General features: G+C 49.9%; 22 protein-coding genes. 17 read left to right on the top strand and 5 right to left on the bottom strand.

Annotation, left to right across the window (positions count from 1 at the left end; genetic code table 11):
- Window positions 1-351: hypothetical protein (locus J7439_RS08700; RefSeq protein ID WP_209201437.1), on the bottom strand; the 351-nt coding region annotated here is incomplete at its 3' end.
- Here J7439_RS08700 and J7439_RS08695 point away from each other — a divergent pair.
- The 5 genes from J7439_RS08695 to J7439_RS08675 all read left to right on the top strand — a co-directional run bounded on the left by J7439_RS08695 (window position 338) and on the right by J7439_RS08675 (window position 8,926).
- Complete coding sequence (locus J7439_RS08695) at window positions 338-808, top strand: hypothetical protein (protein ID WP_209201436.1); 471 nt, start codon at window positions 338-340, stop codon at window positions 806-808. The two genes, J7439_RS08700 and J7439_RS08695, sit on opposite strands and share 14 nt — an antisense overlap.
- Window positions 809-1,346: 538 nt before the next feature.
- Window positions 1,347-4,124, top strand: a complete 2,778-nt coding sequence (locus J7439_RS08690) for a M26 family metallopeptidase (RefSeq protein ID WP_209201435.1) — start codon at window positions 1,347-1,349, stop codon at window positions 4,122-4,124.
- Window positions 4,125-5,153: 1,029 nt separating this feature from the next.
- Complete coding sequence (gene topA / locus J7439_RS08685) at window positions 5,154-7,796, top strand: type I DNA topoisomerase (protein ID WP_209201434.1); 2,643 nt, start codon at window positions 5,154-5,156, stop codon at window positions 7,794-7,796.
- A gap of 279 nt (window positions 7,797-8,075) precedes the next feature.
- The gene (locus tag J7439_RS08680) at window positions 8,076-8,552 is read left to right on the top strand and encodes a DUF6586 family protein (RefSeq protein WP_209201433.1); all 477 of its coding nucleotides are present in this window, start codon (window positions 8,076-8,078) and stop codon (window positions 8,550-8,552) included.
- Between the two features lie 131 nt (window positions 8,553-8,683).
- Complete coding sequence (locus tag J7439_RS08675) at window positions 8,684-8,926, top strand: hypothetical protein (RefSeq protein WP_209201432.1); 243 nt, start codon at window positions 8,684-8,686, stop codon at window positions 8,924-8,926.
- 20 nt (window positions 8,927-8,946) lie between these two features.
- Here the strand turns inward: J7439_RS08675 and J7439_RS08670 are convergent, their stop codons facing one another.
- Together J7439_RS08670 and lexA are read right to left on the bottom strand one after the other, a co-directional pair.
- Window positions 8,947-9,378 carry a SulA-like leucine-rich domain-containing protein gene (locus J7439_RS08670; protein ID WP_209201431.1) on the bottom strand — a complete coding sequence of 144 codons (432 nt, stop codon included), beginning with the start codon at window positions 9,376-9,378 and terminating at the stop codon, window positions 8,947-8,949.
- A gap of 60 nt (window positions 9,379-9,438) precedes the next feature.
- Entirely contained in the window at window positions 9,439-10,035 is a 597-nt protein-coding gene (lexA, locus tag J7439_RS08665; protein WP_209201430.1) for a transcriptional repressor LexA, read from the bottom strand.
- A 146-nt stretch (window positions 10,036-10,181) separates the two neighbouring features.
- Between lexA and J7439_RS08660 the strand changes: the two genes are divergently transcribed.
- From J7439_RS08660 to J7439_RS08625, 8 genes are all read left to right on the top strand, one after another.
- Complete coding sequence (locus tag J7439_RS08660; RefSeq protein ID WP_209201429.1) at window positions 10,182-10,811, top strand: TetR/AcrR family transcriptional regulator; 630 nt, start codon at window positions 10,182-10,184, stop codon at window positions 10,809-10,811.
- 34 nt (window positions 10,812-10,845) lie between these two features.
- Complete coding sequence (locus J7439_RS08655; RefSeq protein ID WP_209201428.1) at window positions 10,846-11,328, top strand: L,D-transpeptidase; 483 nt, start codon at window positions 10,846-10,848, stop codon at window positions 11,326-11,328.
- A 26-nt stretch (window positions 11,329-11,354) separates the two neighbouring features.
- On the top strand, window positions 11,355-12,374 hold the full coding sequence (gene nagZ / locus J7439_RS08650; protein WP_209201427.1) for a beta-N-acetylhexosaminidase: 1,020 nt from the start codon (window positions 11,355-11,357) through the stop codon (window positions 12,372-12,374).
- A gap of 226 nt (window positions 12,375-12,600) precedes the next feature.
- The gene (locus tag J7439_RS08645; protein ID WP_209201426.1) at window positions 12,601-13,716 is read left to right on the top strand and encodes a mechanosensitive ion channel family protein; all 1,116 of its coding nucleotides are present in this window, start codon (window positions 12,601-12,603) and stop codon (window positions 13,714-13,716) included.
- 119 nt (window positions 13,717-13,835) lie between these two features.
- Entirely contained in the window at window positions 13,836-14,885 is a 1,050-nt protein-coding gene (locus J7439_RS08640; RefSeq protein WP_209201425.1) for a mechanosensitive ion channel family protein, read from the top strand.
- A gap of 36 nt (window positions 14,886-14,921) precedes the next feature.
- Window positions 14,922-16,091 carry a PP2C family protein-serine/threonine phosphatase gene (locus tag J7439_RS08635; protein WP_209201424.1) on the top strand — a complete coding sequence of 390 codons (1,170 nt, stop codon included), beginning with the start codon at window positions 14,922-14,924 and terminating at the stop codon, window positions 16,089-16,091.
- A 55-nt stretch (window positions 16,092-16,146) separates the two neighbouring features.
- Window positions 16,147-16,479, top strand: coding sequence for an STAS domain-containing protein (locus J7439_RS08630; protein WP_101747520.1), 333 nt, complete (start codon window positions 16,147-16,149; stop codon window positions 16,477-16,479).
- Between the two features lie 2 nt (window positions 16,480-16,481).
- Window positions 16,482-16,922, top strand: a complete 441-nt coding sequence (locus J7439_RS08625; protein WP_209201423.1) for an ATP-binding protein — start codon at window positions 16,482-16,484, stop codon at window positions 16,920-16,922.
- A gap of 24 nt (window positions 16,923-16,946) precedes the next feature.
- Here J7439_RS08625 and J7439_RS08620 read toward each other — a convergent pair whose 3' ends face one another.
- Both J7439_RS08620 and mfd read right to left on the bottom strand, forming a co-directional pair.
- Entirely contained in the window at window positions 16,947-17,783 is an 837-nt protein-coding gene (locus J7439_RS08620; RefSeq protein ID WP_209201422.1) for a CsiV family protein, read from the bottom strand.
- A 106-nt stretch (window positions 17,784-17,889) separates the two neighbouring features.
- Window positions 17,890-21,348, bottom strand: a complete 3,459-nt coding sequence (mfd, locus tag J7439_RS08615) for a transcription-repair coupling factor (protein WP_209201421.1) — start codon at window positions 21,346-21,348, stop codon at window positions 17,890-17,892.
- A 258-nt stretch (window positions 21,349-21,606) separates the two neighbouring features.
- Here mfd and J7439_RS08610 point away from each other — a divergent pair, with 258 nt between their 5' ends.
- From J7439_RS08610 to J7439_RS08595, 4 genes are all read left to right on the top strand, one after another.
- Complete coding sequence (locus J7439_RS08610) at window positions 21,607-23,040, top strand: glyceraldehyde-3-phosphate dehydrogenase (RefSeq protein WP_353623024.1); 1,434 nt, start codon at window positions 21,607-21,609, stop codon at window positions 23,038-23,040.
- Between the two features lie 396 nt (window positions 23,041-23,436).
- Entirely contained in the window at window positions 23,437-23,670 is a 234-nt protein-coding gene (locus J7439_RS08605) for a FeoA family protein (protein ID WP_286198258.1), read from the top strand.
- The gene (feoB, locus tag J7439_RS08600) at window positions 23,667-26,000 is read left to right on the top strand and encodes a Fe(2+) transporter permease subunit FeoB (RefSeq protein ID WP_209201420.1); all 2,334 of its coding nucleotides are present in this window, start codon (window positions 23,667-23,669) and stop codon (window positions 25,998-26,000) included. Before J7439_RS08605 ends, feoB begins: the two co-directional genes overlap by 4 nt.
- Before the next feature lie 81 nt (window positions 26,001-26,081).
- Window positions 26,082-26,339: a FeoC-like transcriptional regulator gene (locus J7439_RS08595; RefSeq protein WP_101747513.1), complete on the top strand. Its 258-nt coding sequence runs from the start codon at window positions 26,082-26,084 to the stop codon at window positions 26,337-26,339.
- Window positions 26,340-26,379: the final 40 nt, after the last annotated feature.

Raw genomic sequence — 26,379 nt, 5'->3', positions numbered from 1 at the left:
GTCGGGGACCACCATGGCACTGCCCACCAGTGCGGCACCGCAGGCGACGGTATCAAGCCCCGCCATGAACGTTTCCGGCCTGTCGGGGACCACCATGGCACTGCCAACCAGTGCGGCACCGCAGGCGACGGTATCAAGCCCCGCCATGAACGTTTCCGGCCTGTCGGGGACCACCATGGCACTGCCCACCAGTGCGGCACCGCAGGCGACGGTATCAAGCCCCGCCATGAACGTTTCCGGCCTGTCGGGGACCACCATGGCACTGCCAACCAGTGCGGCACCGCAGGCGACGGTATCAAGCCCCGCCATGAACTTTTCCGGCCTGTCGGGGACCACCATGGCACTGCCCATCAGTGCGGCACCGCTGGCGGCTACCCTGAATTCCGGCGCAATAGCCGGCATCGCCCTGGGGGCTGCAGCCTTTGTGGTGGCAGGTGTGGCAGGGGGGTACATCTATCGTCATTATCACCGCAGGTCAGCCCCCGTCGATGCGGATGACCTGCTGGAATTGGTGACAATCAATAATACTGCGGTACAGGAGGTGGTTGATAAACCGATGATAAAAGCCTTCAGGGGAGAGGCAAGAGGGGAACCTGCCGGTGAACAACGATCCAGAAGACCTCCTCCAGAGCCGCTCGGACTGAAGAAACCACTACTACCGGAAAAACCACCCATACGGACAAGGGACCCGTTCTATGGGGAGTTCCGGGAACAGGTGATTCCCTGGCATGAACACAAAAATGAAGATGTTGGCGAATATGAAGATGTTGACACTTGCAATCCCCGCAGAATGAGTACTGCTATATAGCCTGATGAGTAATGCAGTCAGGACAAGTGCGTTAACACAAGTGTTTGTAGCAACAAATCACTTTCTATTCCAGCAGCCCGTTTTTTCCGGGCTTTTTTGTCAGCGGGTGGACTCGTTCCCACGGTGACCCGTGGGAATGCATACCGAATCTCTCCACAAATCAGAACCCCCATTAAACTTTCATAATTCCGGGGAGAAACAGTTTGTTCCACATCCTGCAGGCTCCGGTATGCATTCCCGGAGCATGGGAACGAGGGGGAGTATGGATATTAGCGGGCTGATTGTGTCATGGATATCAGAGAACAATTACTGTAAATCCAATACTCGTTGGTGTACACCAGGAAGCCCGCCAACTGATTCATTACACAGTTCAGGATTATCTCCCGGGTTTTTCCTGTTTTATAAGATTTTTGCGCATTGTTCATTGCGCATAATTCAAACGGTTCCTTTCACCGCCTGAGTCTTGTCTATCCTTGCCTCGTTTTGCGAGGTAATCACTATGATATCCCAACCTGCTGTTCACTCCACAGGCGCACCCATGGCTTCTGGCTCCGTACCCGATCAGCCAACGGAAAATGACGGGCTATTTGCCGGGTTTTTAAAGGTCGTCGTCTGGGGCGGTCCGATCCTGTTTTTGCGGTCGCTTCATCCCGGTTATATTCCTCCCGGGACGGAGCCGTCGGCACAATCGGATGAAGGTCCGGCCTTCACTTTTGGCAGCCCCGATGGGCAGGACAGCAGCTTTTTCCAGGGGGTTGAGCTGGCGGCCCGGCTGGTGTCGCCTCATACAGTGCTGCCAGCGGAGATCCGCACGATGCTGGAGGGCATTGTCACCTTTTCCGCAGCGACCCGTTTCAGAGATCTTTTGGGCGCTTTTGGGGCGACTAAAGGTTCTCCTCCAACGGAAAGTCAGGCAGACATTTCGGTGGACAGCTCCCCAACAAACGACAAAGGCAGGAAAAAAAGGAAACCGCAGCAAACACGACAACGAACCAGTCCTCCAGCCAACGCCTCCATCGGCACTGTCCAGTTAACGAAAACCGCCGTGGCACTGGGTACCCTGTCCAGCCTGACCGCAGCGGCGGCTGCATCCCCGTCCAGCAGTAAAACAGAAGAGCCGATTGATGTACCGGATGCCGACACCCTGAACAAGATTGGTCGTGATCGGGCCCACCCACTGAATGGTACTTACCGGCAGACTGCGGATATTCATGTTACCGGCTCGTTCCGCTCCATCGGCGGTAAAACAGGTTCATTTACCGGTGATTACAATGGTGATAAATATGAAATTTCTGGTCTGAAACGCTGCCTTGTGCAAAATCTGGAGGGTAAAGTTCGTCGCCTGAACTTTAAAGATGCATATATATCGACAAAATATGAGACAGCTTCGACCGGGGTGGCCGCTTGTAAAATGTCAGGCAAAGCCGAGATCAGAAACATTAAGGTTAAAAGTTCTGTCCTTACTACCAGCGGTGATCAGGCAAGCGCAGGTATTGCCGTGGGCGAAGTAGATGGAGGAAAGGTTATAGGCACAACCGCAGAAAACTGCAACGTGACAACTTCCGGTTCATCTGCGTATGCCGGTATTGGCGCGGGATATGTGTATAAAAAAGATGGAGAGGTTAAAAACACGATTAGAAACACGATTGCAAAAAACTGCAATGTGACTACTAGCTCCAGTGATGCCGGTATCGGGGCGGGGCGTGTTAAAAAGGGAGACGTTTTCGAAACCACGGCAACGGACTGCAAGGTGGAAACGTCCGGAGGTAATGCCGGTATCGGGGCGGGGCGTGTTGATGTTAAGGAAAAAGTCGATCGGACCACTGCAGTCAAATGCAATGTGAAAAACTCCGGTTCTTCCGGTAATGCCGGTATCGGGGTGGGGTTTGGTAAAGCTACCGACACCAAAGCAATGAACTGCGGTATAACAACCACCGGTAATGAAAATAATGCCGGTATCGGGGTGGGGGATGGTGAAGCTACCAATACTCTGGCAATAGAATGCAAGGTGGAAAACAACGGTACCAATGGGAATATCGGCATTGGGGTGGGTAAAGGATACGCTAAAGACACCACAGCAATGAACTGTGAGGTGAAAAACTCCGGTCCCGGCCTTTCAACAGCCGGTATTGGAGCGGGGATGGGGGCTGCTGACAACACCATAGCGATAAACTGCACAGTGGAAACCTCCGGTGGTTCCGGTTTTAGCGGTATCGGGGCGGGGAGGGTTGCTTCTCATAAAACCCATTATTCAACCGTTGCTAACACCAAGTCATTCAACAGCACGGTTAAATCCAGTGCTTCTGGTTTTGCCGGTTTCGGGGTCGGACTTGGCAGTAGCCATGTTTTCAACACTATGGCGGTATACAGCACCGTCGAAGGTAAAAGACCACTTAATAATATCGGAGCAGGGTCTAACCCCACTTTCTGTTATGTCACCGTTAACCACAAACAGCCAGAAAACAAAAGAGCCAGATGGGCCAAGGATTGCCCTTGGCAGCTGGATAATTTCTGTGAAGATATTGAGCCCTCCTTTGTGAAGCCGAATTGCCAGCCCACACACTGTTATTCTTCGGCATTATCAAGTGACACTGTCTCCGGTGCCTTTATTGAGTATTGTCCTGAACCGAAAACTAACCCAACCACAACTTCTACACACATTCCAACTACCCGCCCAACGCCACCAACAGTAGTACCAGCCACGCCAGCACCGGTAGCGACGGCATCGAACACCACCATGAACTGTTCCGATCTGCCGGCGACCACCACGGCACTGACGCCAGCACCGGTAGCGACGGCATCGAACACCACCATAAACGTTTCCGGCCTGCCGGGGACCACCATGGCTCTGCCCACCAGTGCGGCACCGCTGGCGGCAACCCTGAGTACCGGCGCAATAGCCGGTATCGCCCTGGGGGCTTCGGCCTTAGTGGCGGCAGGGGTGTGCATCTATCGTCATTGTCAGCGCAGTTCATCTCCCGCCGCTGCTGATGATGATGGCCTGCTGGAGTTGGTGACAGTCGATACTGCGGGGCAGGCAGAGGAGTTGGGGGCTCAACCGACGATAAAAACCTACAGGAAAGAGGCAAGGGAGGAGCCTGTCGGAGAACAACGCTCCAGCATACAGTCGCCAAAGCCGCCCAGACTGAAACAACGGGCACTACCGGCAACACCCATATTGGCAGGGAAGCCGTTCCCTGAGAAACTCGGGGAGCAGGTGATTCCCCAGCATGAAAGCTTATATGGAAACGTGTATGAGGATATAGATACTTGCAATCCCCGCAGAATGAGAACGGCTGTAGAGCCTGATTATTAATGCAGCCAGGAGGCTGACCGAGAATAGACTGCCCTACACGGCAACTGCTCCTGCGTTACTCTAGCTCCTGCATCCATGCAGTCGTGCGGCGTTACAACTCCGGTCACATGGCTAAGGAATTGTCCTGAAATAATTTCCACATTTCCAATGTTGCCCGGTAAAGAGAAAAACCTTGCCACGGAGACACGGAGGCACGGAGAAAAGAAAAAATCTTTTCCTCTGTGACTCCGTGTCTCCGTGGCAAAAAGAGGAAGTTATTTCGCGACAAATCCTAAGGCTATGCTCCCTTCGTTGTGCCTTGCATAGTAACTGCCCACTTAGCCAGAAATATACGATTCCATTTGGCCAACTACTTAGCCTGATTATTAATGCAGCCAGGACAAATGCGATAACTCAAGCTGTTGTAGCAACAAATCACTTCCTACCCCGGCAACCCGATTTTTCCGGGCTTTTTTGTCTCAGCGGGTTATATTTGCATAACTGATTGTATGACCAATTGAAAATGACTGGGGCAGGCCTGCTTTGTCCGGATGATTTTCAAACGGAAAGTAGGCTTTTGGATAGTTATGGTTGAGTTATCAGGTAAAACCGTGTTAAGCGTTTAAGGGTTTCAGCCGTTACTGATTACCATGTAAATATGCAGGTTCGCATAGCTGGTTTGCAGACAAGAGAGATGGGTAAGTCAGGCAGCCTGATTTTGTTACAGGTGTTTGAATGCTGATTTGCCCGACGGAAATGTGGCCAGAATATTCAAGTCGGATAGTGGCTTTAAAGTGCTGGAAATAAGGCTCTGTACCGGATCATACAGGAAAATAACCCACTCCTTTACGGGAACGAGGTTGATGGTTTTCCTTGACCGATTATTGACTTCGCCTTATATATTGAAGCAATTTCTATCCCGGCTTTTCTTGTTCTGGAGAGTAGGCTCTATTTCAGCAGGTCTGATTATTGAGTATGATGGGCGATTTATCTGCTCACAGATCTGACCAGCCAGAACATTGGAACAGATGACAGGACGTGTAAGGCAGCATGGGTAAATCGCTAGTTATTGTGGAGTCGCCTGCCAAGGCGAAAACGATCAACAAATATTTGGGCAAAAACTTTGTTGTCAAATCCAGTGTGGGTCACATTCGGGATTTGCCAACAGCGGGTGGGCCGAAGAAAACCGTGGATGCCAAGGCCAGGGCCAGGGCAGCTGCCGAGACTAAAAAGCTCTCTCCTGAGGAGCGTGAGCGCCGCAAGAAAATCAAGGCCCGTGAGCAGCTGATCGATCGTATGGGGATCAACCCCGATAATGGCTGGGAAGCGCATTACCAGATTTTGCCGGGCAAGGAAAAAGTCGTTGACGAACTTGCCCGTCTGGCAGAAAACGCTGACACCATTTATCTGGCAACGGATTTGGACCGTGAGGGAGAAGCCATTGCCTGGCATTTGCAGCAGGCCATCGGCGGCAGCCCGGATCGATATCGCCGTGTTGTCTTTAACGAAATTACCAAAAAAGCCATCCAGTCTGCGTTCGAATCCCCCGGGCAGTTAAATCAGGATCGGGTTGACGCTCAACAGGCCCGCCGGTTTCTGGATCGGGTGGTTGGTTATATGGTTTCCCCGCTGCTTTGGGCAAAAATTGCCCGTGGGCTCTCTGCAGGGCGGGTGCAATCCGTTGCTGTCAAGCTGGTGGTTGAGCGTGAGCGGGAAATTCGCAGTTTTATTCCTGAAGAATACTGGGAAGTCTATGCTGATCTCCTGGCTGCCGGGAGTGATGCCGTCCGTTTTCAGGTGGTTAAAGAGAACGGGGTAAATTTCAGGCCGACAGGCAAGGCGGAAGCAGATAAAGCCCTGGCTCAGTTACAGCAGGGTCAATACGCCCTGACCAGTCGTGAAGATAAGCCAACCCAGAGCAAGCCTTCGGCACCTTTTATCACATCAACACTGCAGCAGTCGGCCAGCACGCGCCTGGGTTTCAGTGTCAAGAAAACCATGATGTTGGCGCAGCGCCTGTATGAGGCGGGTTACATCACCTACATGCGAACCGACTCCACCAATCTGAGCCAGGATGCGGTTGCCAGTGCCCGGTCATTTATTGCCAAACAGTATGGTGATCAATACTGTCCGGAGCAGCCAAATCTGTACAGCAGCAAGCAAGGCGCCCAGGAAGCTCACGAAGCGATTCGGCCATCCAGTGTTACGTTAAAGCCTGATGATCTGTCTGGCATGGAACGTGATGCGGAGCGTCTGTACGATTTGATCTGGCGTCAGTTCGTTGCCTGTCAGATGACGCCTGCCGAGTATCTCAGTACGTCTCTGGTCGTTGACGTTAACGGCTATCAACTCAAAGCCAGGGGACGGACATTGAAGTTTGATGGCTATACCCGGGTGCAAAAGCCTCTGGCCAGAAAAGGTGAAGATGTGATTCTGCCTGATCTGCAAAAAGGGGTAGAGCTGACCCTGGAAAAACTGGACCCTAAACAGCTGTTCACCCGCCCACCGGCCCGTTTCAGCGAAGCGGCACTGGTCAAGGAATTGGAGAAACAGGGTATTGGTCGGCCATCAACCTATGCGTCGATTATTTCCACCATTCAGGACCGTGGTTATGTTTCAGTGAAGAATCGCCGCTTTTATGCGGAAAAAATGGGCGATATTGTGACTGATCGTCTGAATGAGTCGTTTAATGAGCTCATGGACTTTCACTTCACGGCACGAATGGAAGAGAAGCTCGATGATATTGCTGAAGGTGAAAAAAACTGGAAGCAGGTTCTTGATGATTTTTATGCCGACTTTACCCTTCAGTTAACCCAGGCTGAACAGAGTGACGGAGGGATGCGCGCAAATGAACCCTCCCTGACCGATATTGAGTGTCCTACCTGCCATCGACCCATGATGATTCGCACTGCATCGACCGGGGTGTTTCTCGGTTGTTCCGGTTATTCACTGTCACCGAAGGAACGCTGTAAAACGACGATTAACCTGGTTCCCGGTGAGGAGGTGGAAGAAGCCGATGATGAATACGCCGAGGTTAACGCCCTGCGTGCCATGCGTCGTTGTCCCAAGTGCTCTACCGCGATGGAAAGCTATCTGATTGATGAGCAAAGAAAGTTACACGTCTGTGGCAATAACCCTGATTGTTCCGGCTTTGAGGTGGAGAAGGGGAGTTACAAATTAAAAGGTTATGATGGCCCCGTACTTGACTGCGATAAGTGCGGCAGTGAAATGCAGTTGAAAACCGGGCGCTTCGGCAAGTATTTTGGTTGTACTAACAGTGAATGCAAGAACACCAGAAAGTTGCTGAAAAGTGGTGAGCCTGCTCCACCCAAAATGGAGCCAGTGCCCATGCCTGAGTTAAAGTGCGTCAAAGTTGATGATCATTATGTGCTCAGGGATGGCGCGTCCGGATTGTTCCTTGCGGCCAGTCAATTTCCCAAGAACAGAGAGACCCGTGCTCCCCTGGTGGCGGAGCTATTGCCCCATCAGGCAATGATTGACCCCAAGTACGGTTATCTGATGGATGCTCCCCGTCAGGACCCTGATGGCAACCCGGCAATTATTCGATACAGCCGCAAGACCAAGCAGCAGTATGTTATGTCCGAGCTTGATGGTAAGGCAACGGGTTGGAGTGCAGTATTTGATGATGGTCGCTGGCATGAAAAGCAGACTAAAAAGCGCCAGTCCGGTTAGATTTATTTCAGCCTCCCGGGTTCATGAGACAGGGCTATTATGCCCTGTTGTATTATGGCAGTTAGTAACTTTTAGGAACTGTCCCGAGATAACTTCCACATTTCGGATATTATCCAGCAAAGAAAAAACTTGCCACAGAGACACGGAGGCACGGAGAAAAGAAAAAAATCTTTTCCTCTGTGACTCTGTGCCTCCGTGGCAAAATGAGGAAGTTTTTAAGCGACAACTCCTTAGCTCGACAAAACACGAGTTGTTCCCGAAAGATTGATGGAGTTGGTTATGACAAACAATTGGCAGGGATATACCAATAAAATGCTCTTTCACGCCCGTTTATTGCTGGATGCCTGGGAAGATGCAGATGATCTTGCCAAGCCGGCATTTCGTGAGGCCTGTCTGAATGCAATGGTTCAGGCTTACCGCTCGTTACTGGCGGAAATTATGACGAATTACCGTTTGCCGGTAAATCAACTACCCTCTCTTGATGAGGCAATGAACAGTGTTCATCATAAGGGAGAGGTGTCTACTGAGTTGCAGTACATTGAACGTCTTGAGCAACATGATTCATGGTTGTCGGCGTTATTAAAAAGTCATCAGGACTGTGCCATGCCTATACAGCGCAAAAGTGTTGAACTGAATGAAATTCCTCTGTTTAATGCCAATAGTGTGCGGTTTGATCAGTCAGAAGGCTTTCTTGCTGTGCTTGAGTCGCTGAAGGAGCTGGTCACTTACAGCCGGAACTTCAGCCTGGAATGGTAGGTTTCTGATGTTTTCAGGTTTGTTCATTGCCAGCCGTATTCAGCTATTGTTGATGGCTGATATCTTGAAAGCCTCTGCTGGCTAATGCACAATGCTTAACCGCTAACCCTAAAATCCCGGTGTCACTATTTATGTCAGCGTCGTTTCTTGAAATTGTTGAACTGCCTTCCGGCGAAATCGTTTTGCGTCGCAGTGATGAGGAGAACGCTGAGCCTCTGGTTACCATGTCATTCTCCCGGGAGTTGCTTGACTTTCTCCAGGGAGATCAGGTGGAGGTAGCCAAGGCTATGCTGGATGCCTGCATAGAAGAGGTCGGGCGTAAAACAGAAGCTGACGTTGGAGAATACATCCCTGAAAACCGGGTTCTTCATTAACCGTCATACAAACCCTCCAGTTATCCTCTGTTCCTGATTGCCAGTCCCTGACATCGACCTGAGCGAGCGGCGGTCTCGAGTTCAGAGAGTGTGATGCTATCGATCTGCTCGATCCAGCTGACCACGGTGTGGCTGGTGCCTGAGGCCAGTGCCTTGCGAGTGAGTTTCAGTGGGTCTGCCTCAGCAGATGGGTTGAGAACCTGAAGGCGCTGTCTGCTGATTCCCGATGACTTCAGCCAGTTTATGGTGCTTTTTGCCTGTTCACTGGACAGTATCAGGGTAAGCCAGCGTTGATCCTGGTCGTTAGCCAACTCATACAGAACAGTCTTCAGAAAGCGTCCTGATTGCCAGGGCGGGCCTGAGAGAATCAGTTCATCAATAAAGCTGACAGGTTCACTGTCAATGCAGGGAGCGTTGCTGTTCTGACTGGATGATGGTGTTAATGCTTGCATGTCAGGTCCTCTACATCAGAGATTTTCTCAGGGTCGGGGAGGCTGTCCGAGAATAGCCTCCTAGTTCCTGATAACCCCCACACTCAGTCCTTCGATAGCAAAGGTATCAACGCTGAGGTCTACTTCGATTGTCTTGAATTCTTTGTTTTCCGGGTGCAGGTAAATTCTGTTTTTAACCTGTTCAAAACGTTTGACCGTTACTTCGTCGTCAATTCTGGCAACGACAATCTGGCCATTGGCTGCCGTTGATGTTTTATGGACCGCCAGAAGATCCCCGTCAAGAATACCGATATCCTTCATGCTCATTCCTTTTACCCGAAGCATGAAGTCTGCTTTGGGGGAAAAGAAATCAGGGTTGATGGACAGGTGGTCCTCAATATGTTCCTGGGCAAGAATGGGGCTTCCTGCAGCAACCTGTCCTACAATAGGCAGGCCGGAAGATTCGGTGCCGGGGATTCGGATACCCCTTGAGGTGCCGGGGGTGATCTCGATAGCTCCCTTGCGGGCAAGGGCTCTGAGGTGTTCTTCTGCTGCATTGGGTGATCGGAAACCGAAGGTCTGTGCGATTTCTGCACGGGTGGGGGGGAAACCGGTCTCTTCTATATGAGATTTGATCAGTTCAAGGATCTCTGTCTGGCGCTTGGTCAATTTATACATGATTAAATCTGTTTTTTTATACAGTATATGTAATTATATACAGTATTTTGCTGTCTGCAACCACCCCTGCCTTATTAATCTAGCTTGATGTTTCAGTTGGCAAACGTTAGTTTTAAACAAATGTTTACATTGGAGGTTTTACAGGCATGTCACAGTCAGCGACAGTAGACAGGATTCTGGACGCTGCAGAGAAGTTATTTGCTGAGCATGGGTTCGCAGAGACCTCGCTGCGTTCAATTACCAGTCAGGCGGGTGTTAACCTGGCCGCTGTTAATTATCACTTCGGCTCCAAAAAATCCCTGATCCAGGCGGTCTTTTCCCGTTTCCTTGACCCTTTTGTCAGCAATCTTTCCGGGGCTCTTGTGCGATATCAGGATAATAATGACGTTATTGATCTGGAAGAAATACTTCATTTACTGGTGGATCAGATCATGGCGGTTAAACCCCGCAGCCCTGAAGATCTCTCTGTTTGTATGAAGATGATTGGCCTGGCCTACACACAGGGCCAGGGGCATCTGAAGAAATATTTGCGCGACGTCTATGGGGAAGTATTCCAGGCTTATCTGGAGTTGCTGGTAAAAGCGTGTCCTGAGTTGCCATTGAATGACCTGTTCTGGCGAGTCTATTTTATTCTGGGTTCCGCTGTGTTTACCCTTTCAGGAGCAGATGCGCTGAGGGCTATTGCGGAAAGCGATTATGGGGTCAGGACTGAACTGGAAGATATCATGAGAAAGATGGTGCCTTTCATGGCGGCAGGTCTCAGATCGCACACCTGACGGATCATTTAACCATACAGAGTTTGATTTACCGATGCATCTTACTGTTCATATTGCCAGTCAGGCGATGGTGCTGCACGAGAAGGACGGCAAGCGCCGTGTTTATTCTGTGTCTACTGCCAGCAAGGGAACCGGGCAGCAGGAAGGGAGCTGGCAAACACCTCTTGGGCAGCATGTTATCCGGGCGAAAATTGGTGCCGGTCTGCCGGCTAATTCAGTATTTGTCGGACGTCGCTTTACCGGTGAGATTTATTCCCCCGGGCTTTGTCAGCAGTACCCTGAAAGAAAGGACTGGATATTAACCAGAATTTTATGGCTCAGTGGCCTGGAGCCCGGATATAACCGGCTGGGTAATGTTGATACCATGCGTCGCTATATCTATATCCACGGTTCGCCGGATACGGCGGTGATGGGAGAACCCGGCTCGCGGGGATGTATCCGAATGCACGGGGAAGATATTATCGATCTGTTTGACCGTGTAGATACCGGTACCAGGATCGATATACTGCTTAGCTGATACCGTTTTTTTTAGAGGATATAGTTGTGCCAACAGGCCTGAACCGTGGTGTTCTTTTGATTGATCTTGAGGGAACGCAGCTGACCGCCGAAGAACACCAGCTGCTTTCCCTGCCCGGTGTTGCGGGTATTGTCCTTTTTTCCAGGAACTATCAGAGTCGGGAACAGTTAATTGCCCTGGTTCGTTCTGTCCGGAATGTTCGCGGGGATCTGTTAATTTGTGTGGATCAGGAAGGTGGGCGTGTGCAACGCTTCAAGGACGGGTTTACCCGTCTGCCCCCGGCGCAGGCTTATGGGGCATTTGACCCGGATCAACAGTATCAGATGGCTTATGAGTCAGGCTGGCTGATGGCCTCTGAGTTGCTGGCCTGTGGGATAGATCTTTGCCTGGGGCCGGTGTTGGATATTGATCATGGTAAAACGCCGATTGTGGGGGACCGGGCTTTTGGGCGTTCGATTGAGCAGGTGAATCACCTGGCCTCATTGTGGATTGATGGGGTTCATGAAGCGGGAATGTCCGTGGTTATCAAGCACTTTCCCGGCCATGGGAATGTAGATTCTGATTCCCATGTGAGCCTTCCCCTGGATGATCGTACTTTTGATGAGATCTGTCAGTCGGACCTGGAGCCTTTCCGGGTAATGATTCAAAAGGGGGTTGAGGCATTAATGCCGGCCCATATCCTGTTTCCCGCTATTGACCGGCATCCGGTGGGTTACTCTTCAGAGTGGCTGAAAGGGGTGTTACGCAACCAGCTGTTATTTGAGGGGCTGGTTATCAGCGATTGCCTGTCGATGGAGGGAGCGGCGAAAACCGGCAGTTATCCTGCCAGGGCCAGGGCAGCCCTGGATGCTGGTTGTGATCTCCTTATAATCTGTAACCGTCAGGGGGTTCGGGAGGTACTGGCTGAGATAGACGGCTCGGGTTTGCAGGGTGTCGGTCCGGATGGTTTGATGCCTGACTCATACACTGACCGGGAGTCTCTTGAACAGTCAGAGCGCTACAGGAAAGCGCGTAAAATGCTGACAGAGGCTTTTGGAACAGACTGATTTTAATGGTGCCATGGCCATCACTGTCCGGTAATTCAGGGTAACTTTCCTTCTAAGCTGTCGTACTGGTTTATAGTTATAAATCCGGTGCGACTATTACGCTTTCTCTTCAGTCCGTATTAATACCAATGCCACCTTCTAAATATCCGACTGGGCAAGTCATTTTGAACAGCTGGGTAAGGCGGAATTGGTATAACCTGGTTTGGTTAAGCATTGTGGTATAACCATGGACTTTTTATCCTCTACTTCAGCCAATATTCCTGATTGGCTGCCCCTGGCAGTGATAGCTACCTGTCTGACAGCTTTTACCCGATATCTTGTCGGCAAACTCTTCGGCAAGCTCACGACGAAAGTAAAAGCTACCCAGAATTTCTGGGATAACGCTCTGCTTGCGGCGAGCCAGAAGCCGGTTTATCTGTTTATCTGGGTTGCCGGGTTAAGCTGGACAGCAGAAGAAATATGGGAAGGAACCGGAAACACTCTGTTTCAGCGCCTTCTCAGTTTCCGGGATCTACTGGTTATTGTGCTTTTCTGCTGGGTTTTTGTCTCCTTTATCAACGCATTGGAACATCGCTACCTACAGGTTGAGCGCAAGAAGAAACTGGATCAGACCTCAGTTATTGCCCTGGGCCGCCTGATAAGAATTGCCATCATCATTACCGGGATTCTGGTTGCCATGCAGGCCTTGGGGTACAGCCTTTCCGGTATCCTTGCCTTTGGTGGGTTGGGTGGACTGGCTGTGGGTTTTGCCGCCAAAGACATGCTGGCTAATTTCTTTGGGGGCTGGATGATCTATGTGGATAAACCTTTTCGTGTGGGAGACTGGATTAGCTCTCCGGATAAAAAAATAGAAGGCACTGTAGAGTATATTGGCTGGAGACAGACTCGTATTATGACCTTTGCAAAACACCCTCTCTATGTTCCGAACTCTACATTTATGAATATTTCGGTCGAAAATCCCTCCCGGATGCAAAATCGACGTATCAAACAGGTCTTTGGATTAAGGTATCGTGACAGCGATAAAGTCAATGTGATTCTTGAGGATGTTCGCAGTTACCTGAGGCATCATGACGCTATTGATCAGGATAAGATTATCATTGTGAATTTTATTCGCTTCGGTGCATCAAGCCTTGATTGTCAGGTTTACTGTTTTACCAAAACCACTGACTGGGCGGCCTATCTGCAGATTCAGGAGAACGTGCTGCTTGAGATCATCAGCATTATACACAGTCATGAGGCGGATATTGCCTTCCCGACCCGTACGCTGGAATTATCTGATCAGGGAGTAAGTGATATTCAGCAGCGTGCCGGTTCACCGTCCCTTGAGGCTGTGAAAATTTAGTGGTTTCAAATGGTTGGTCAGAGGTGTTGCTGCGGTTTGTGAAGATTGTGGGAATGCTTGAAAGAGAGTAGTAAACAAACTGGCTACAATTTATAAAAATAACCAACTGAAATCCCTGAATGATCCCGATTATGAACCCCGAATTTATATCGTTCTATTCTCATTTGATTATTGCCTTTTTGCTGTCTGGTACCTCATTTTATGGCATAAAGTGGTTGGCCCATTGCGAGCAAAAGGGGCCGGAACGGGTATTCTGGGGCCTGGCTATCAACATATTGCACAGACCCTTGCTGACGCTGCCCTGGGTATTGTTCATTCTCTATTCGGCGCATTACTGGCCGGGGCTTGAGCGGTCGGGTGTCAATGAAACCCTGCCACTGATTCAAAAACTCATTCTGATCATCTATCCGGCCTGGTTCATCTGGGAAATCAGCCTGAATATGGCAGAGGTACTGGATTCCATGGGAGAGCGGTGGCGCGAGCGCTTATCGCCCTCAGTGATTGCCCGTTCAGTGCAGCTGATTATCGTTATCTCCACACTGTTGAGCCTTGCCCAGGCCTTCGGGTATAGCCTGTCAACCCTTCTGGCCTTTGGTGGTATTGGCGGTATTATTCTGGGTCTTGCTGCCAAGGACTGGCTGGCCAATTTTTTTGGTGGATTAATGCTGATGTTGGATCGTCCTTTTACCGAGGGTGACTGGATTCGCTCTCCGGACCGATCCATTGAAGGGCATATCGAAAAGGTTGGCTGGCGTCTGACCAAAATAAGAACCTTTGATAGACGGCCTATTTATGTTCCAAACTCACTCTTTACCGGCATAGTGGTGGAGAATGCCACTCGAATGAAAAACCGCCGGATGATTGAAAATTTTGCTCTTCGTTATGAGGATATTGAAAAAATACCCCGTATTCTCAGTCGCATAGATGATCTTGTTCAACAGGTTCCCGAGGTTGACAGTCGTGAGCCTCATTATGCCGTTTTCATCCGTTATGATGATTCTGCCCTTTTATGTCAGGTTCGGGTGCATATCACAAGAACGGATCGTGTTGGTTTTTTAAAGGCTCAGGAATCTATTTTGCTTCTGATTGCAGCCGTTGTTAACGAGGAAGGGGCGTTGTTCGCTTATCCGACCCGAAGGATTCTTTCCGATGGGTCGATAACACAGTAGTTATATTCAATACGATGAAAATTGATAACAAGGCTAATGGATATACTGATTGTTGAAGATGCCCGTGACCAGAGAATGATTCTGTCTGTGGTTCTGAAAAAGCAGGGGCATCGTGTTTTTGAGGCATCAGATGGCTATGAAGCACTGAATGTTCTGGAAAGCCATCCGGATATCCGGATTGTCATCAGCGACTGGATGATGCCCAATATGGATGGTATAGAGCTTTGTGAAGCGATCCGTAACAGTGATTTTGGGTACTATATCTATTTCATGCTGCTAACGGGTAACTCGGATCGTGAGGCCGTGGTGGAAGGGATTAACCGTGGTGCTGATGATTTTATCAATAAGCCAGTGGATTTTGATGAGCTTGGTGCGCGCCTTAATGCCGGCATTCGAATTATCGAATTAAAAGCGGCGCTTGAACATAAAATACATACCATAGAAAAAGACCTGGAGTCGGCGGCAGAAACACAGGCCCGTCTGCTATCTGAGCCTGCGAAAATTCAGAGTGTGGATTTTAACTGGTATTTCAAACCAAGCCGCATTCTTGGCGGCGATATGTTTGGTTATCAGGCGCTTGATGGAGAGACACTGGGCTTCTATCAACTGGATGTGGCCGGACATGGTATTCCTTCAGCACTGTTTTCTTTTTCATTGAACAATACCCTTCGTGAGGACGGGAGTGGATCACTGGTTAAGGAGTCATTCAGCGAGCCACCTTTTTATCGGATAAAAGAACCCAATGAAGTGCTGGTGAGTCTGAATGAGCAGTTTCAGGCAAAACCTGAGTCGATGCTCTACTTCACCATTGCCTATGGGATAATCAACAGTCGCACCGGTTCTGTTACGTTGTCGCAGGCTGGCCATCCATCATCACTGTGGCTGAAAAGCGGTTCAAAATCTGTCGAAAAAATTACCTGTGGTGGCGTACCGATAGGTATGATGCCAGGCATGACCTATAAAAATGTCACTATTCAGCTTCAACCTGGTGACCGACTTTTTCTCTACTCCGATGGGGTGACGGAGTGTGAAAACAATACTGGTGAGATGTTTGGTGAAGATCGGCTGGTGGCTTCTCTGGAAGATGTTTTTGATCACACCATTGAAGCCATGATCAGCCGGGTTGAGCAGGACATTACTAACTGGACCGGAGCTGATGTTTTTGAGGATGATGTAACTTATCTGGTATTGGAGTGGCAGCCGTAACCAGGCTTATGCTGCCTTATTAATTATGCAACGTTTATGACGCAAGGAGAGCGACATGCCATTTGACTCTAAAAATGATGCCGGGCATACCATCGTATCGATCGACGAAACCCGGCTTGATGCATCTCTATCAGAGCCTCTGAGGATTTATCTGTTTGACCAGATCGACAATGGCTCCGATAACCTGGTGATTGATTTATCCCAGGTGCGCTTTATGGACAGCAGTGGTTTGGGGGCATTGGTGGCAGGTCTGAAGAAAATGGGGGGAGCCGGTTCCATGAAGCTGGCCAGTGCCCAGCCTGCCGTTATGGATCTTTTCAGTCTTACCTCTATGGACAAGCTGTTTACCATTCTCCCTACAGTGACCGAGGCCATTAAGGAGAAGTAATCATGACCGACGAAAAGGGGCAGGCTGTCAGGCTTGAGATTGACAGTGAGCTGGCGAATACCACCCTGATTGCCATGGCTGTCCGGGGCCTTTGTGCCATGACAACACTGTCCCCGGTTGAGGTGAATCGTGTGGAGCTGTGTGTGGTTGAGATTGTGAATAATGCCATCGAGCACGCCTATGGTAATGAAAAGGGGCATAAGGTTGAGGTTGGGGTCAGTCTTTTGCAGGCTTGCTTAATGCTGACCATCAGCGATTGGGGTAAGCCAATGGAGCAGGGTAAACTGGGGAGCAGGGATATGTCAGTGGATCCTGACAATCCTGCGGCGTGGCTATGCAGCGGTAGAGGGTTGCCAATCGTCCAGAGTTTGATGGATAGCGTTGAGTATCAGACTGTTGGGGATAAAAACAGTTTTATCATGAGTAAGCAGATCAGGAGTTAGTCTGCTTACTCATTTTTACCAATATCAGCTGCTTTTTTCTGAAATGATCATTCCCGTTTCCACCAGCGCGTCAGGGCGGTCATAAGGCGTAAGTTTGAATAGGACGCCAATCTCCGGACTGTCTATGTATTGAAGTTCCTTTACATTCCGGACTCTTCTTCGCTGCTTTATTTGAAAGTTATCGGTTATGCGCAAAGGCGGAGAGCCATCATCCAGCCTCACCAGATTGTCAGATCCTATATCAGAAGCAGCAAGAACGTCGGATGTCTTTTGTTCGTAATTGTTCCCGGACAGTGTGGAGTACAGTGATTCCGGACTTAATTTATTCAGCCACAGATCAATATCAACATGCAGAAAGCGCTCCTCACTGACGCTGACTGTACCATTCAGCAACAGGTTGTTCTGCCCACTGACAGCAGCCCGGATTTCAATCGGTCGCTTACCTGATTCAGCGCTGACAGGCATTCGCCAGGCTTTATGGGTAATCACCTGATAGTTGCGATTTCTCTCAAGTGCAGTAACCTGGCTGTTCAGAATCCTTTCATTGGCTGGCAGATCAATGTAGGCATCACGCATAACATCAGGATGGATTTGCTTTACAGGCTCAATGATGTCAAACAGAGGACTGCTATCATCAGGGTCGGCAGAGTGAGTTTTCAGTTTGATTACATTGACAGGCGCTCGGTAACCGGCAACGGGAGGCCAGGCTTCGCCACTGTCATTTTTAAGGTAACGAAAAACCACAAGATCCACCTGATACCATGGGGTATCAGGTCCTCCATCACTCGCCTTCTGTGCAGCAGAAAGCGGTACATTAACAAGTAGTGCTATCGACAATGCGATAAGCTGAAGTTTTTTCATACAGAATTTCCTTGGATCACCCAATCCGGAATCAGGGGGGCTTTTTTGCAGCAGCTCCTGACTGTCTGAAAACCAGCCAGGTGTAGCTATTGGTAGAGATAAGCTGTTAACCAGCAAGCCTGCCCAGCAACGTTTCTGTTGCCTTAAATCTCTGTTCCGGAGTTTCCATTGCGTCAATGTACTTTAAGATGCTGCTGCCTTCCAGCCTGAACTGCTGAGGGCTCGACTGGATAAGGTTAATAATCAGCATAGGGTCGACACTGGGCTGCTCTTCAAACTCGACTCTTGCTTCTTTGCTGCTGGCATCCAGCTTCTTGATGCCCAGTTTCTGGGCACAGAGTTTTAACTTCATCTGACGGAACAGGTTTTTGGCCGGGTCGGGCAAGAGGCCAAACCGGTCGATCAGCTCAACCTGAAGGTTCTTTAACTTTTCCTCATTATCAGCGGCGGCAATTCTCTTATAGAGAATCAAGCGGCTATGGACATCGTGAATATAATCTTCAGGCAACAGGGCCGGAAGCCGTAAGTTTACTTCTGTGCCATGGTTCAAAGGCTGATCCGGATTGGGCGTTTCGCCGTTGCGGATGGCGTTAACGGCACGTTCAAGCATCTCGGTGTAGAGTGTAAAGCCAACACTCTGTATCTGGCCACTCTGACCTTCACCCAACAGTTCACCCGCGCCCCTGATCTCCAGGTCGTTCGAGGCCAGCATAAACCCGGCACCAAGGGTTTGTGCTTCCGATATGGCTTCAAGACGTTTCGCGGCATCAGCAGTCATCGATTTCGGGGCCGGTGTTAACAGATAAGCGTAGGCCTGGTGGTGTGAACGACCAACCCTGCCTCTAAGCTGATGCAGTTGGGCCAGACCAAACTTGTCTGCCCTGTTGATGATGATGGTATTGGCATTAGGGATATCGATACCGGTTTCAATAATGGTTGTGCATACCAGAACGTTGTAGCGCTTATGGTAAAAATCGGACATCACCTGTTCAAGCTGACGCTCACGCATCTGGCCATGACCGGTGATGACCCGTGCTTCAGGAATCAGTTCCTGAAGGTCGCTGGCTACTTTTTCGATGGATTCCACCTGATTGTGAAGATAGTACACCTGCCCGCCACGAAGCAGCTCCCTGAGGATCGCTTCTTTCACCAGGGGTTGATCATATTGCCGGACAAAGGTTTTAACCGAGAGTCTCCGTGCCGGTGGTGTCGCGATAATGGACAGGTCGCGAATACCCGACATGGCCATATTGAGTGTTCTGGGAATGGGCGTTGCGGTCAGGGTCAGGATATCAACCTCGGACCTCAATGACTTGAGCTTTTCCTTGTGGCGAACCCCAAAGCGGTGCTCTTCATCAATAATAAGCAGGCCAAGGTCTTTAAAGGTCAGGTCGCCCTGGAGAATCTTGTGGGTACCAATAATGATATCCAGTTTGCCCTCAGTGAGCCGCTCTTTTACCTGATCCACGGCTTTTTGCGACTTGAATCGTGAAATAACATCAATTTCTACGGGCCAGTCCGCAAATCGATCACGAAAACTTTCGTAGTGTTGTTGCGCCAGCAGCGTCGTGGGAACCAGAATGGCCACCTGTTTACCGCTATGGGCCGCAAGGAAAGCGGCACGCATGGCAACTTCTGTTTTACCAAAGCCCACATCACCACAGACCAGACGATCCATGGGTTTAGGTGCGCACATATCACCAATAACGGCGGCAATGGTCTGTTGCTGATCCGGCGTTTCTTCAAACGGAAAGGCTGCAGCAAAAGCCAGATAATTCTGCTCCGGCTCAGTGAAAGGAAACCCTTTTCGTGCTTCTCTGCGGGCATAAATATCCAGCAGTTCAACGGCCACGTCCCTGGCTTTTTCAGCGGCCTTACGCCGCACCTTGCTCCATTGTTCACTGCCCAGTCGGTGCAGCGGGGCAAGTTCATCATCGGCGCCGGTGTATCGGGAAATCAGGTGGAGAGAAGCGACAGGTACATAGAGTTTGGCTTCGTTGGCATATTCCAGGGTCAGAAACTCCGTGGTCTGGCCATCCACTGCCAGTGTTTCCAGCCCTCGGTATCTGCCAACTCCGTGGTCAATATGAACCACAGGGGCACCGATTCTTAACTCGGTCAGGTTGCGAATAACCTGGTCAGCACTTTGTTCGTCTTCCGTCTTCCGCCGTCTGGTCTGTTGTACTCTCTGGCCAAGCAAAAGTGCTTCCGGGATAACAGCGATTTGCTCTTCCGGTAGATACAGTCCGTTGTCCAGTAGCCCGGTACTGACAGCCAAAGCGGGCTTTTCTTTAAGAAATGCGGACCAGCCATCACACAGGTCAGGGGTTATATTATTCTGGCTCAGCAGCTCCAGCAGTACTTCCCGCCGCCCGGCACTTTCGGCGACCAGCAGAACATGATTTATGCCATTTATAAAGGTTTTGAGGTGTGCCAGTGGCTGCTCAAGCCGGGCATTAATGGTCAGTTCCGGCAATTCCTCACGGCTTAAATTAAATCGACCGGCTTTGGGTGCAACAGGCTGTTCAAACAGTGTGACTCTGGGGAAGTCGTTCAGTCTGCTGTAAAACTCCTCCGAGGGCATCAGAACCCGGGATGGCGGAAGTATTGGCCTTTGCGGATCAACACGGCGGTTGTCATAACGTGCATGAACATCTGAATAAAAATGATCTAACGATGAACCCACGGTGTCGTAGATCAATATTCGGGTGTTTTGTGGCATGTAGTCGAAAAGCGTTGACGTCTCCTCAAAGAAGAGAGGCAGATAGTATTCAATGCCCGGGCTGGCAATTCCTTTGTTGATATCCTGGTAAATTGGGCATTCACGATGGTTAACGTCAAAAGTTTCCTGAAAATTACTGCGAAATAACGCTATCCCTTGCTTATCCAGGGGGAACTCATGCCCTGGTAGCAGTTGTATCTCCTCAACCGTTTCAATGGAGCGTTGCGTTTCAGGATCAAACGTTCTCAGCGACTCTATCTCATCATCAAACAGATCAACCCGATAGGGTGTGTCAGCCCCCATGGGGAAAATATCAACAATAGAGCCACGGATAGCGAACTCGCCATGCTCCATCACTGAGTCAACACAGCGATATCCGGCCTGTTCAAACTGGCCTCGGCGTTCATCAATGATAAACCGGGTGCCCGGTTGCAAGGACAGGCAGCTGCCCAGCAGATAGTTCTTCGGACACAGGCGGTGTAACAGCGTAGTCACGGGCACAATCAGAATTTTTTTTCGGCCACGGTTGTCGGTCAGGGGAAGGTGATAGAGCGTTGACAGTCGCTGGGAAATAATATCCTGATGGGGTGAGAAGGTATCGTAGGGCAGTATTTCCCAGTCCGGCATTTGCTGAACATTGATGTTAGCTTCTTCAGCAAGGAAGAAGGCCAGCTCTTCTTCCAGCCGATTTGCTGATGAACTGTCCGGCGTAATAATCATCAGCGGCTGGTTGTCCGATACCGCAGCACAGGAAATGGTCAGGGCAGGCCCGGCTTTCGCGAGATTTCCCCACTGAAGCTTGTCGCCGGGGTGGGTTGGCAGAGGAATAGTGTGTTGAAACATGAAAATCCTGAAGGCTCTCCTGATTACCCCAAATACAGATATAAGTGGTGGATTGTAGCGTTTGTGATCCTGTTCTCCCAGTATTGCCAGCGGGAAATGGCGGAAATAAGGAGGAAAATCAAAGGCAGGAAGATCATCAATGTTAATGTTTGATAATCTTTGTTGCCTCAAACACCATCAACAAGGATAATACCTACGGAACATAAGTCCCAAATAAGGGATTGTATTTAAAACAGAAATAATAAACGGGAATTTATCGTGGTAGCAGACCGTTTTCAGGACTGGAAAGAGCGTGAAGCACTGGCTGAGTCAATGATCCCACTGATCGGCAAGCTGTATAGGAATCACCATGTTGTCACGTCTGTATTTGGGCATCCCGTCATTAACCGCTCTGTAATTAGCCTGTTAAAAGCGCACAAGTTTGTCCGTCAGATTGAGGACAATGGTCTTTCTGTCCGTGAGACTTACCCTGTGCTGGAAATTCTGACCGGTCTTGATCTGGGGCCATCCCGTATTGATATTGGCAAGCTGGCCGTTGGCTATCGGGCGGAAGCTGAAGACCGGTCTTTGAAAGAGTATGTGACCGGAAAAGTAGCGTCAGTGACTAATGGCCATAAACAGACTTTGGGCCCAGGTCAGGATGTCGTATTGTATGGCTTTGGACGGATTGGCCGTTTGATGGCCAGAATCCTGATTGAGCGTGCGGGCAGTGGCTCTGGTCTTAACCTGAGGGCCCTGGTTGTCAGACCCGGCGGTGCAGGTAATGATCTTCAGAAACGGGCAAGCCTTTTGCGTCGTGACTCGGTCCATGGCTCTTTCAAGGGCACTATTTCTGTTGATGAAGAGAATAAGGTTATCTACGCCAATGGTGTGGCTATTCAGGTTATTTATTCCAATAGCCCGGATTCCATCGATTACACCCGGTATGGCATTAACAATGCCGTGGTTGTCGACAACACCGGCAAATGGCGTGATAAAGAGGGACTCGGCCTTCATTTGCAATCAAAGGGAGTATCCAGGGTCTTGCTGACAGCACCGGGTAAAGGGGATATCAAGAATATTGTTTATGGGGTAAATCATAACGATATTGAGCCGGACGATCAGATTCTTTCCGCCGCCTCCTGTACCACTAACGCGATCACGCCGGTGCTGAAGGCCATTAATGATGAGTTTGGTGTTGAACACGGTCATGTTGAAACGGTTCACTCCTACACCAATGATCAGAATCTGATTGATAATTACCACAAAGGTGAGCGTCGGGGACGCAGTGCTGCCCTGAATATGGTCATTACCGAAACCGGAGCAGCGAAAGCCGTTGCCAAGGCGTTGCCTGAACTTGAGGGCAAATTGACGGGTAATGCTATTCGGGTGCCGACCCCTAATGTTTCACTGGCCATCCTTAACCTTTCCCTGGCCAAGGCAACCACCGTTGAAGAGCTTAATCGCTTTATCCGGGAGACCTCACTGTATTCCAGCCTTCAGAAACAGGTGGATTACGTCACCTCTGTTGAAGCGGTTTCCAGTGATTTTGTGGGTAGCCGTCGAGCTGGCGTTGTGGATGGGCAAGCCACTATCGTTGACGGAAAACGCTGTGTGCTTTATGTCTGGTATGACAATGAGTTCGGTTACAGCTGCCAGGTCAACCGGATACTTCAGTTTATGTCTGGTGCGATGTACCCGTCGGTTCCATAAAACGATCGCTTGTCAGTAACGATCACTTCAAAGAATGACTGATTGGTTATCCTGCTAATCAGTCGGTCTAAACCGCCTGTCTTTTCAATTCTTATCAATCTGATATCCGATTCACATTCATATACGTATAGCTGACTGGTATTGACCTAAGTCAATTATTGAGGTGGGTTATTGAATTTCTAAATTGTAACCATTCTCATTTGCGTATATATTCGTTTCAATTGAAATTTTGTCAGGCACCAGCGATTTCATACTAAAAACCCCACAAAAATCAGGCTTTTGTTCCTGGCATCTGATTTAAGTAAAAAATGTTTTGGTCGCTGTTTGAAAGTTTTCACCTGCTGTGAGGAACAGGAACTACCAGGACCGACTTATGATGTCTTTGGAGAGCAGTACATGAATGTGACATTGGGTGAACTGAAAACCGGCGAATGTGGCCGGGTAATAGCTTTTCTGGATGCTGGCAGTGCCTACCGGCGGAAATTGCTGGCAATGGGACTGACGCCCGGAACCCGGTTCACAGTTTGTCGTGTTGCTCCCCTGGGGGACCCAATCCAGTTGGAAGTCAGGGGCTTCCAATTATCTATCCGTAAGGATGAAGCCGCTGTTGTAGAGGTTTCCAGAACATGAAAAAACACGTTGTTGCAATTGTAGGGAACCCTAACTGTGGTAAGACAACGCTGTTCAATGCGTTAACCGGTGCCCGTCAGCGGGTTGGTAACTGGCCTGGCGTTACTGTGGAAAAACGCAGTGGTTTTTATACCTTTGCAGGTAACGCCATAGAAGTCGTTGATCTGCCCGGAACCTACTGTCTTGATGTCGTTGACAGCGATGTCTCTCTTGATGAAAAGGTGGCGCGGGATTATATCCTGAAGCGTGAAGCTGATTTAATTATCAATATTCTTGATGCTTCGAACATCGAAAGAAATTTGTACCTGACCACTCAATTGCTGGACATGGGGGCTCCGGTCATCGTTGTACTCAATATGATGGACGTTGCCAGAGAAAAGGGCATGGACATTGATATTGACAAGCTGGCTGAGGAACTCGGCTGCCCGGTGCTGCCCCTGGTTGCCAGCAAGGCAGGCAATATCAAAGCCTTTTTACAGGATATTAATGATTTTCTGAATAATGGTATTTCCGTAGCCCCACCATTGAACCTTGGTGAACAACTGGAACAGGCCATTGCTGTTATTGAATCGACCCTTGAAGCGTCCGTTCATCTTGATAGTCCGCTGTCCCGCCGCTGGTATGCATTGAAGTTACTGGAAGGTGACACTGTTCCTCTTCCGGAACTGACCTGGCACGTGGTTAATGAGGCTACCCGGCAGCGTCATATCATTGAGGCTGCCCTTGAGGAAGACCTGGATATTATTCTGGCCAGTCGACGTTACGATGTGGTTGGTCAGCTTATGGAGTCAGTGATTCGTGAGCGAGGCGTTGTCAGTCACCGGCTGACGGAATCCATTGATCGTGTCGTACTGAACCGGGTGCTTGGGTTCCCCATTTTTCTGGGTGTCATGTATCTGATGTTCATGTTCACCATTAACTTCGGCAGTGCCTTTATCGACTTTTTCGATATCTTTACCGGGACTCTGCTGGTGGACGGGCTGGGCCATTGGCTGAACTCGGTAGGTGCTCCCGCCTGGGCAGTGACGTTACTGGCGGATGGTGTGGGTGGTGGTATCCAGACAGTGTCGACATTTATCCCGGTGATTGCTTTCCTGTTTCTGTTTCTTTCCATCCTGGAAGATTCGGGATACATGGCCAGGGCTGCTTTTGTCATTGACCGGCTCATGCGCTTTCTGGGGCTTCCGGGCAAAGCCTTTGTTCCCATGCTGGTGGGCTTTGGCTGCAACGTACCTGCGATTATGGCAGCACGGACACTGGACAATGAAAAGGACCGGCTGTTGACCATCTCCATGGCTCCCTTTATGTCCTGCGGTGCCCGATTGCCGGTGTACGCACTGTTTGCCGCTGCCTTTTTCCCGGAGTCCGGCCAGAATGTGGTGTTTATTTTGTATCTGGTGGGTATCCTGGCGGCCATATTTACCGGGTTGATTCTCAAGCAGAGCATCCTTAGCGGCGACAGTTCGCCATTTATTATGGAGTTGCCCAATTACCATTTGCCATCGGTGACTCAGGTCATGTTACGCACCTGGGATCGTCTCAAGGCTTTTATCCTGCGTGCTGGCAAAGCGATTGTGATGGTGGTGGTCGTGCTGAACACACTGAATGCTATTGGTACCGATGGCTCTTTCGGTCATCAGAACACTCAGAACTCCATGCTCAGCAAGATTGGCCAAACCATTACCCCGGTATTTGCCCCCATGGGCATGACGGAAGAAAACTGGCCAGCGGCTGTGGGACTGTTTACAGGTATTCTGGCGAAAGAAGCCGTTGTGGGTACCCTTGACTCAATGTACGGTGCCATTGCCGCGTCTGAAAACGCTGACACCGAGGGTGAAACGTCGTTTGATCTGCTGGCAGGCTTGCAGGAAGCCATTGCCACTATTGGGGCCAATCTGAGTGGTTTAAGTGGCACACTGGCAGACCCTCTGGGCGTCGAAGTTGGCGATCTGACCGATCTGGATGCGGTTGCCGAAGAGCAGGCAGTCAAGGTCAGCACGTTCTCTGTTATGGCAGGCTTGTTCCCCAGTCATGCTGCGGTCATTGCCTACTTATTGATGATCCTTCTTTATACTCCCTGCGTAGCAGCATTGGGTGCTATTTACCGGGAAACCACCCTGGGCTGGACGCTGTTCATTTCCGGATGGACTTTCTTCCTTGGCTATGCGGTTGCCACTATTTATTACCAGCTGTCACTGATATCTGTGCAGCCTGGCGAAACGCTACTTTGGGTGGTATCGATAATGCTGATGATGTTTATTGTGGTTACCTTGATGAAACGCATGGGAGCCTCAGTACTGCAAGGGCGGATGGATGTCAGTCCGCAATGATATCGTAGACGCAAAGCGTGACCAAAAGCACTGTCAGTGCTTTTGGTCATCAACCGGAACCTGAAGTGACAGGCGCTGACCATGCTGATCAAAATCCGCGATTATTTGAAACAGCAGAAAGTTTGCTCTCTGGCTGACCTCAGTGTGAAATTCAACACCACACCTGAGGCCATGAGAGGGATGCTCTCACACTGGCTAAGGAAAGGTCAGTTGAGCTGTGAACAGCCGGGTTGCTTCGTGGCCTGCAAAAAGGGGTGTGTTTCCTGTGACCCTGCGGAGTTGGAGATCTATCGCTGGCAGGGGAAGTCTCAACATATTCCATTGAGTCTTATCGGCTGACTGACTTTCACAGCATATTTGCTGCATAAAAATCTCCGTA

Origin of the sequence: Salinisphaera sp. G21_0 (assembly GCF_017744115.1) — a bacterium.
GTDB lineage: Bacteria > Pseudomonadota > Gammaproteobacteria > Pseudomonadales > Endozoicomonadaceae > Endozoicomonas.
Note: the sequence above shows the minus strand (reverse complement) of the source record. Positions and strands in the feature narration are given on the sequence as shown.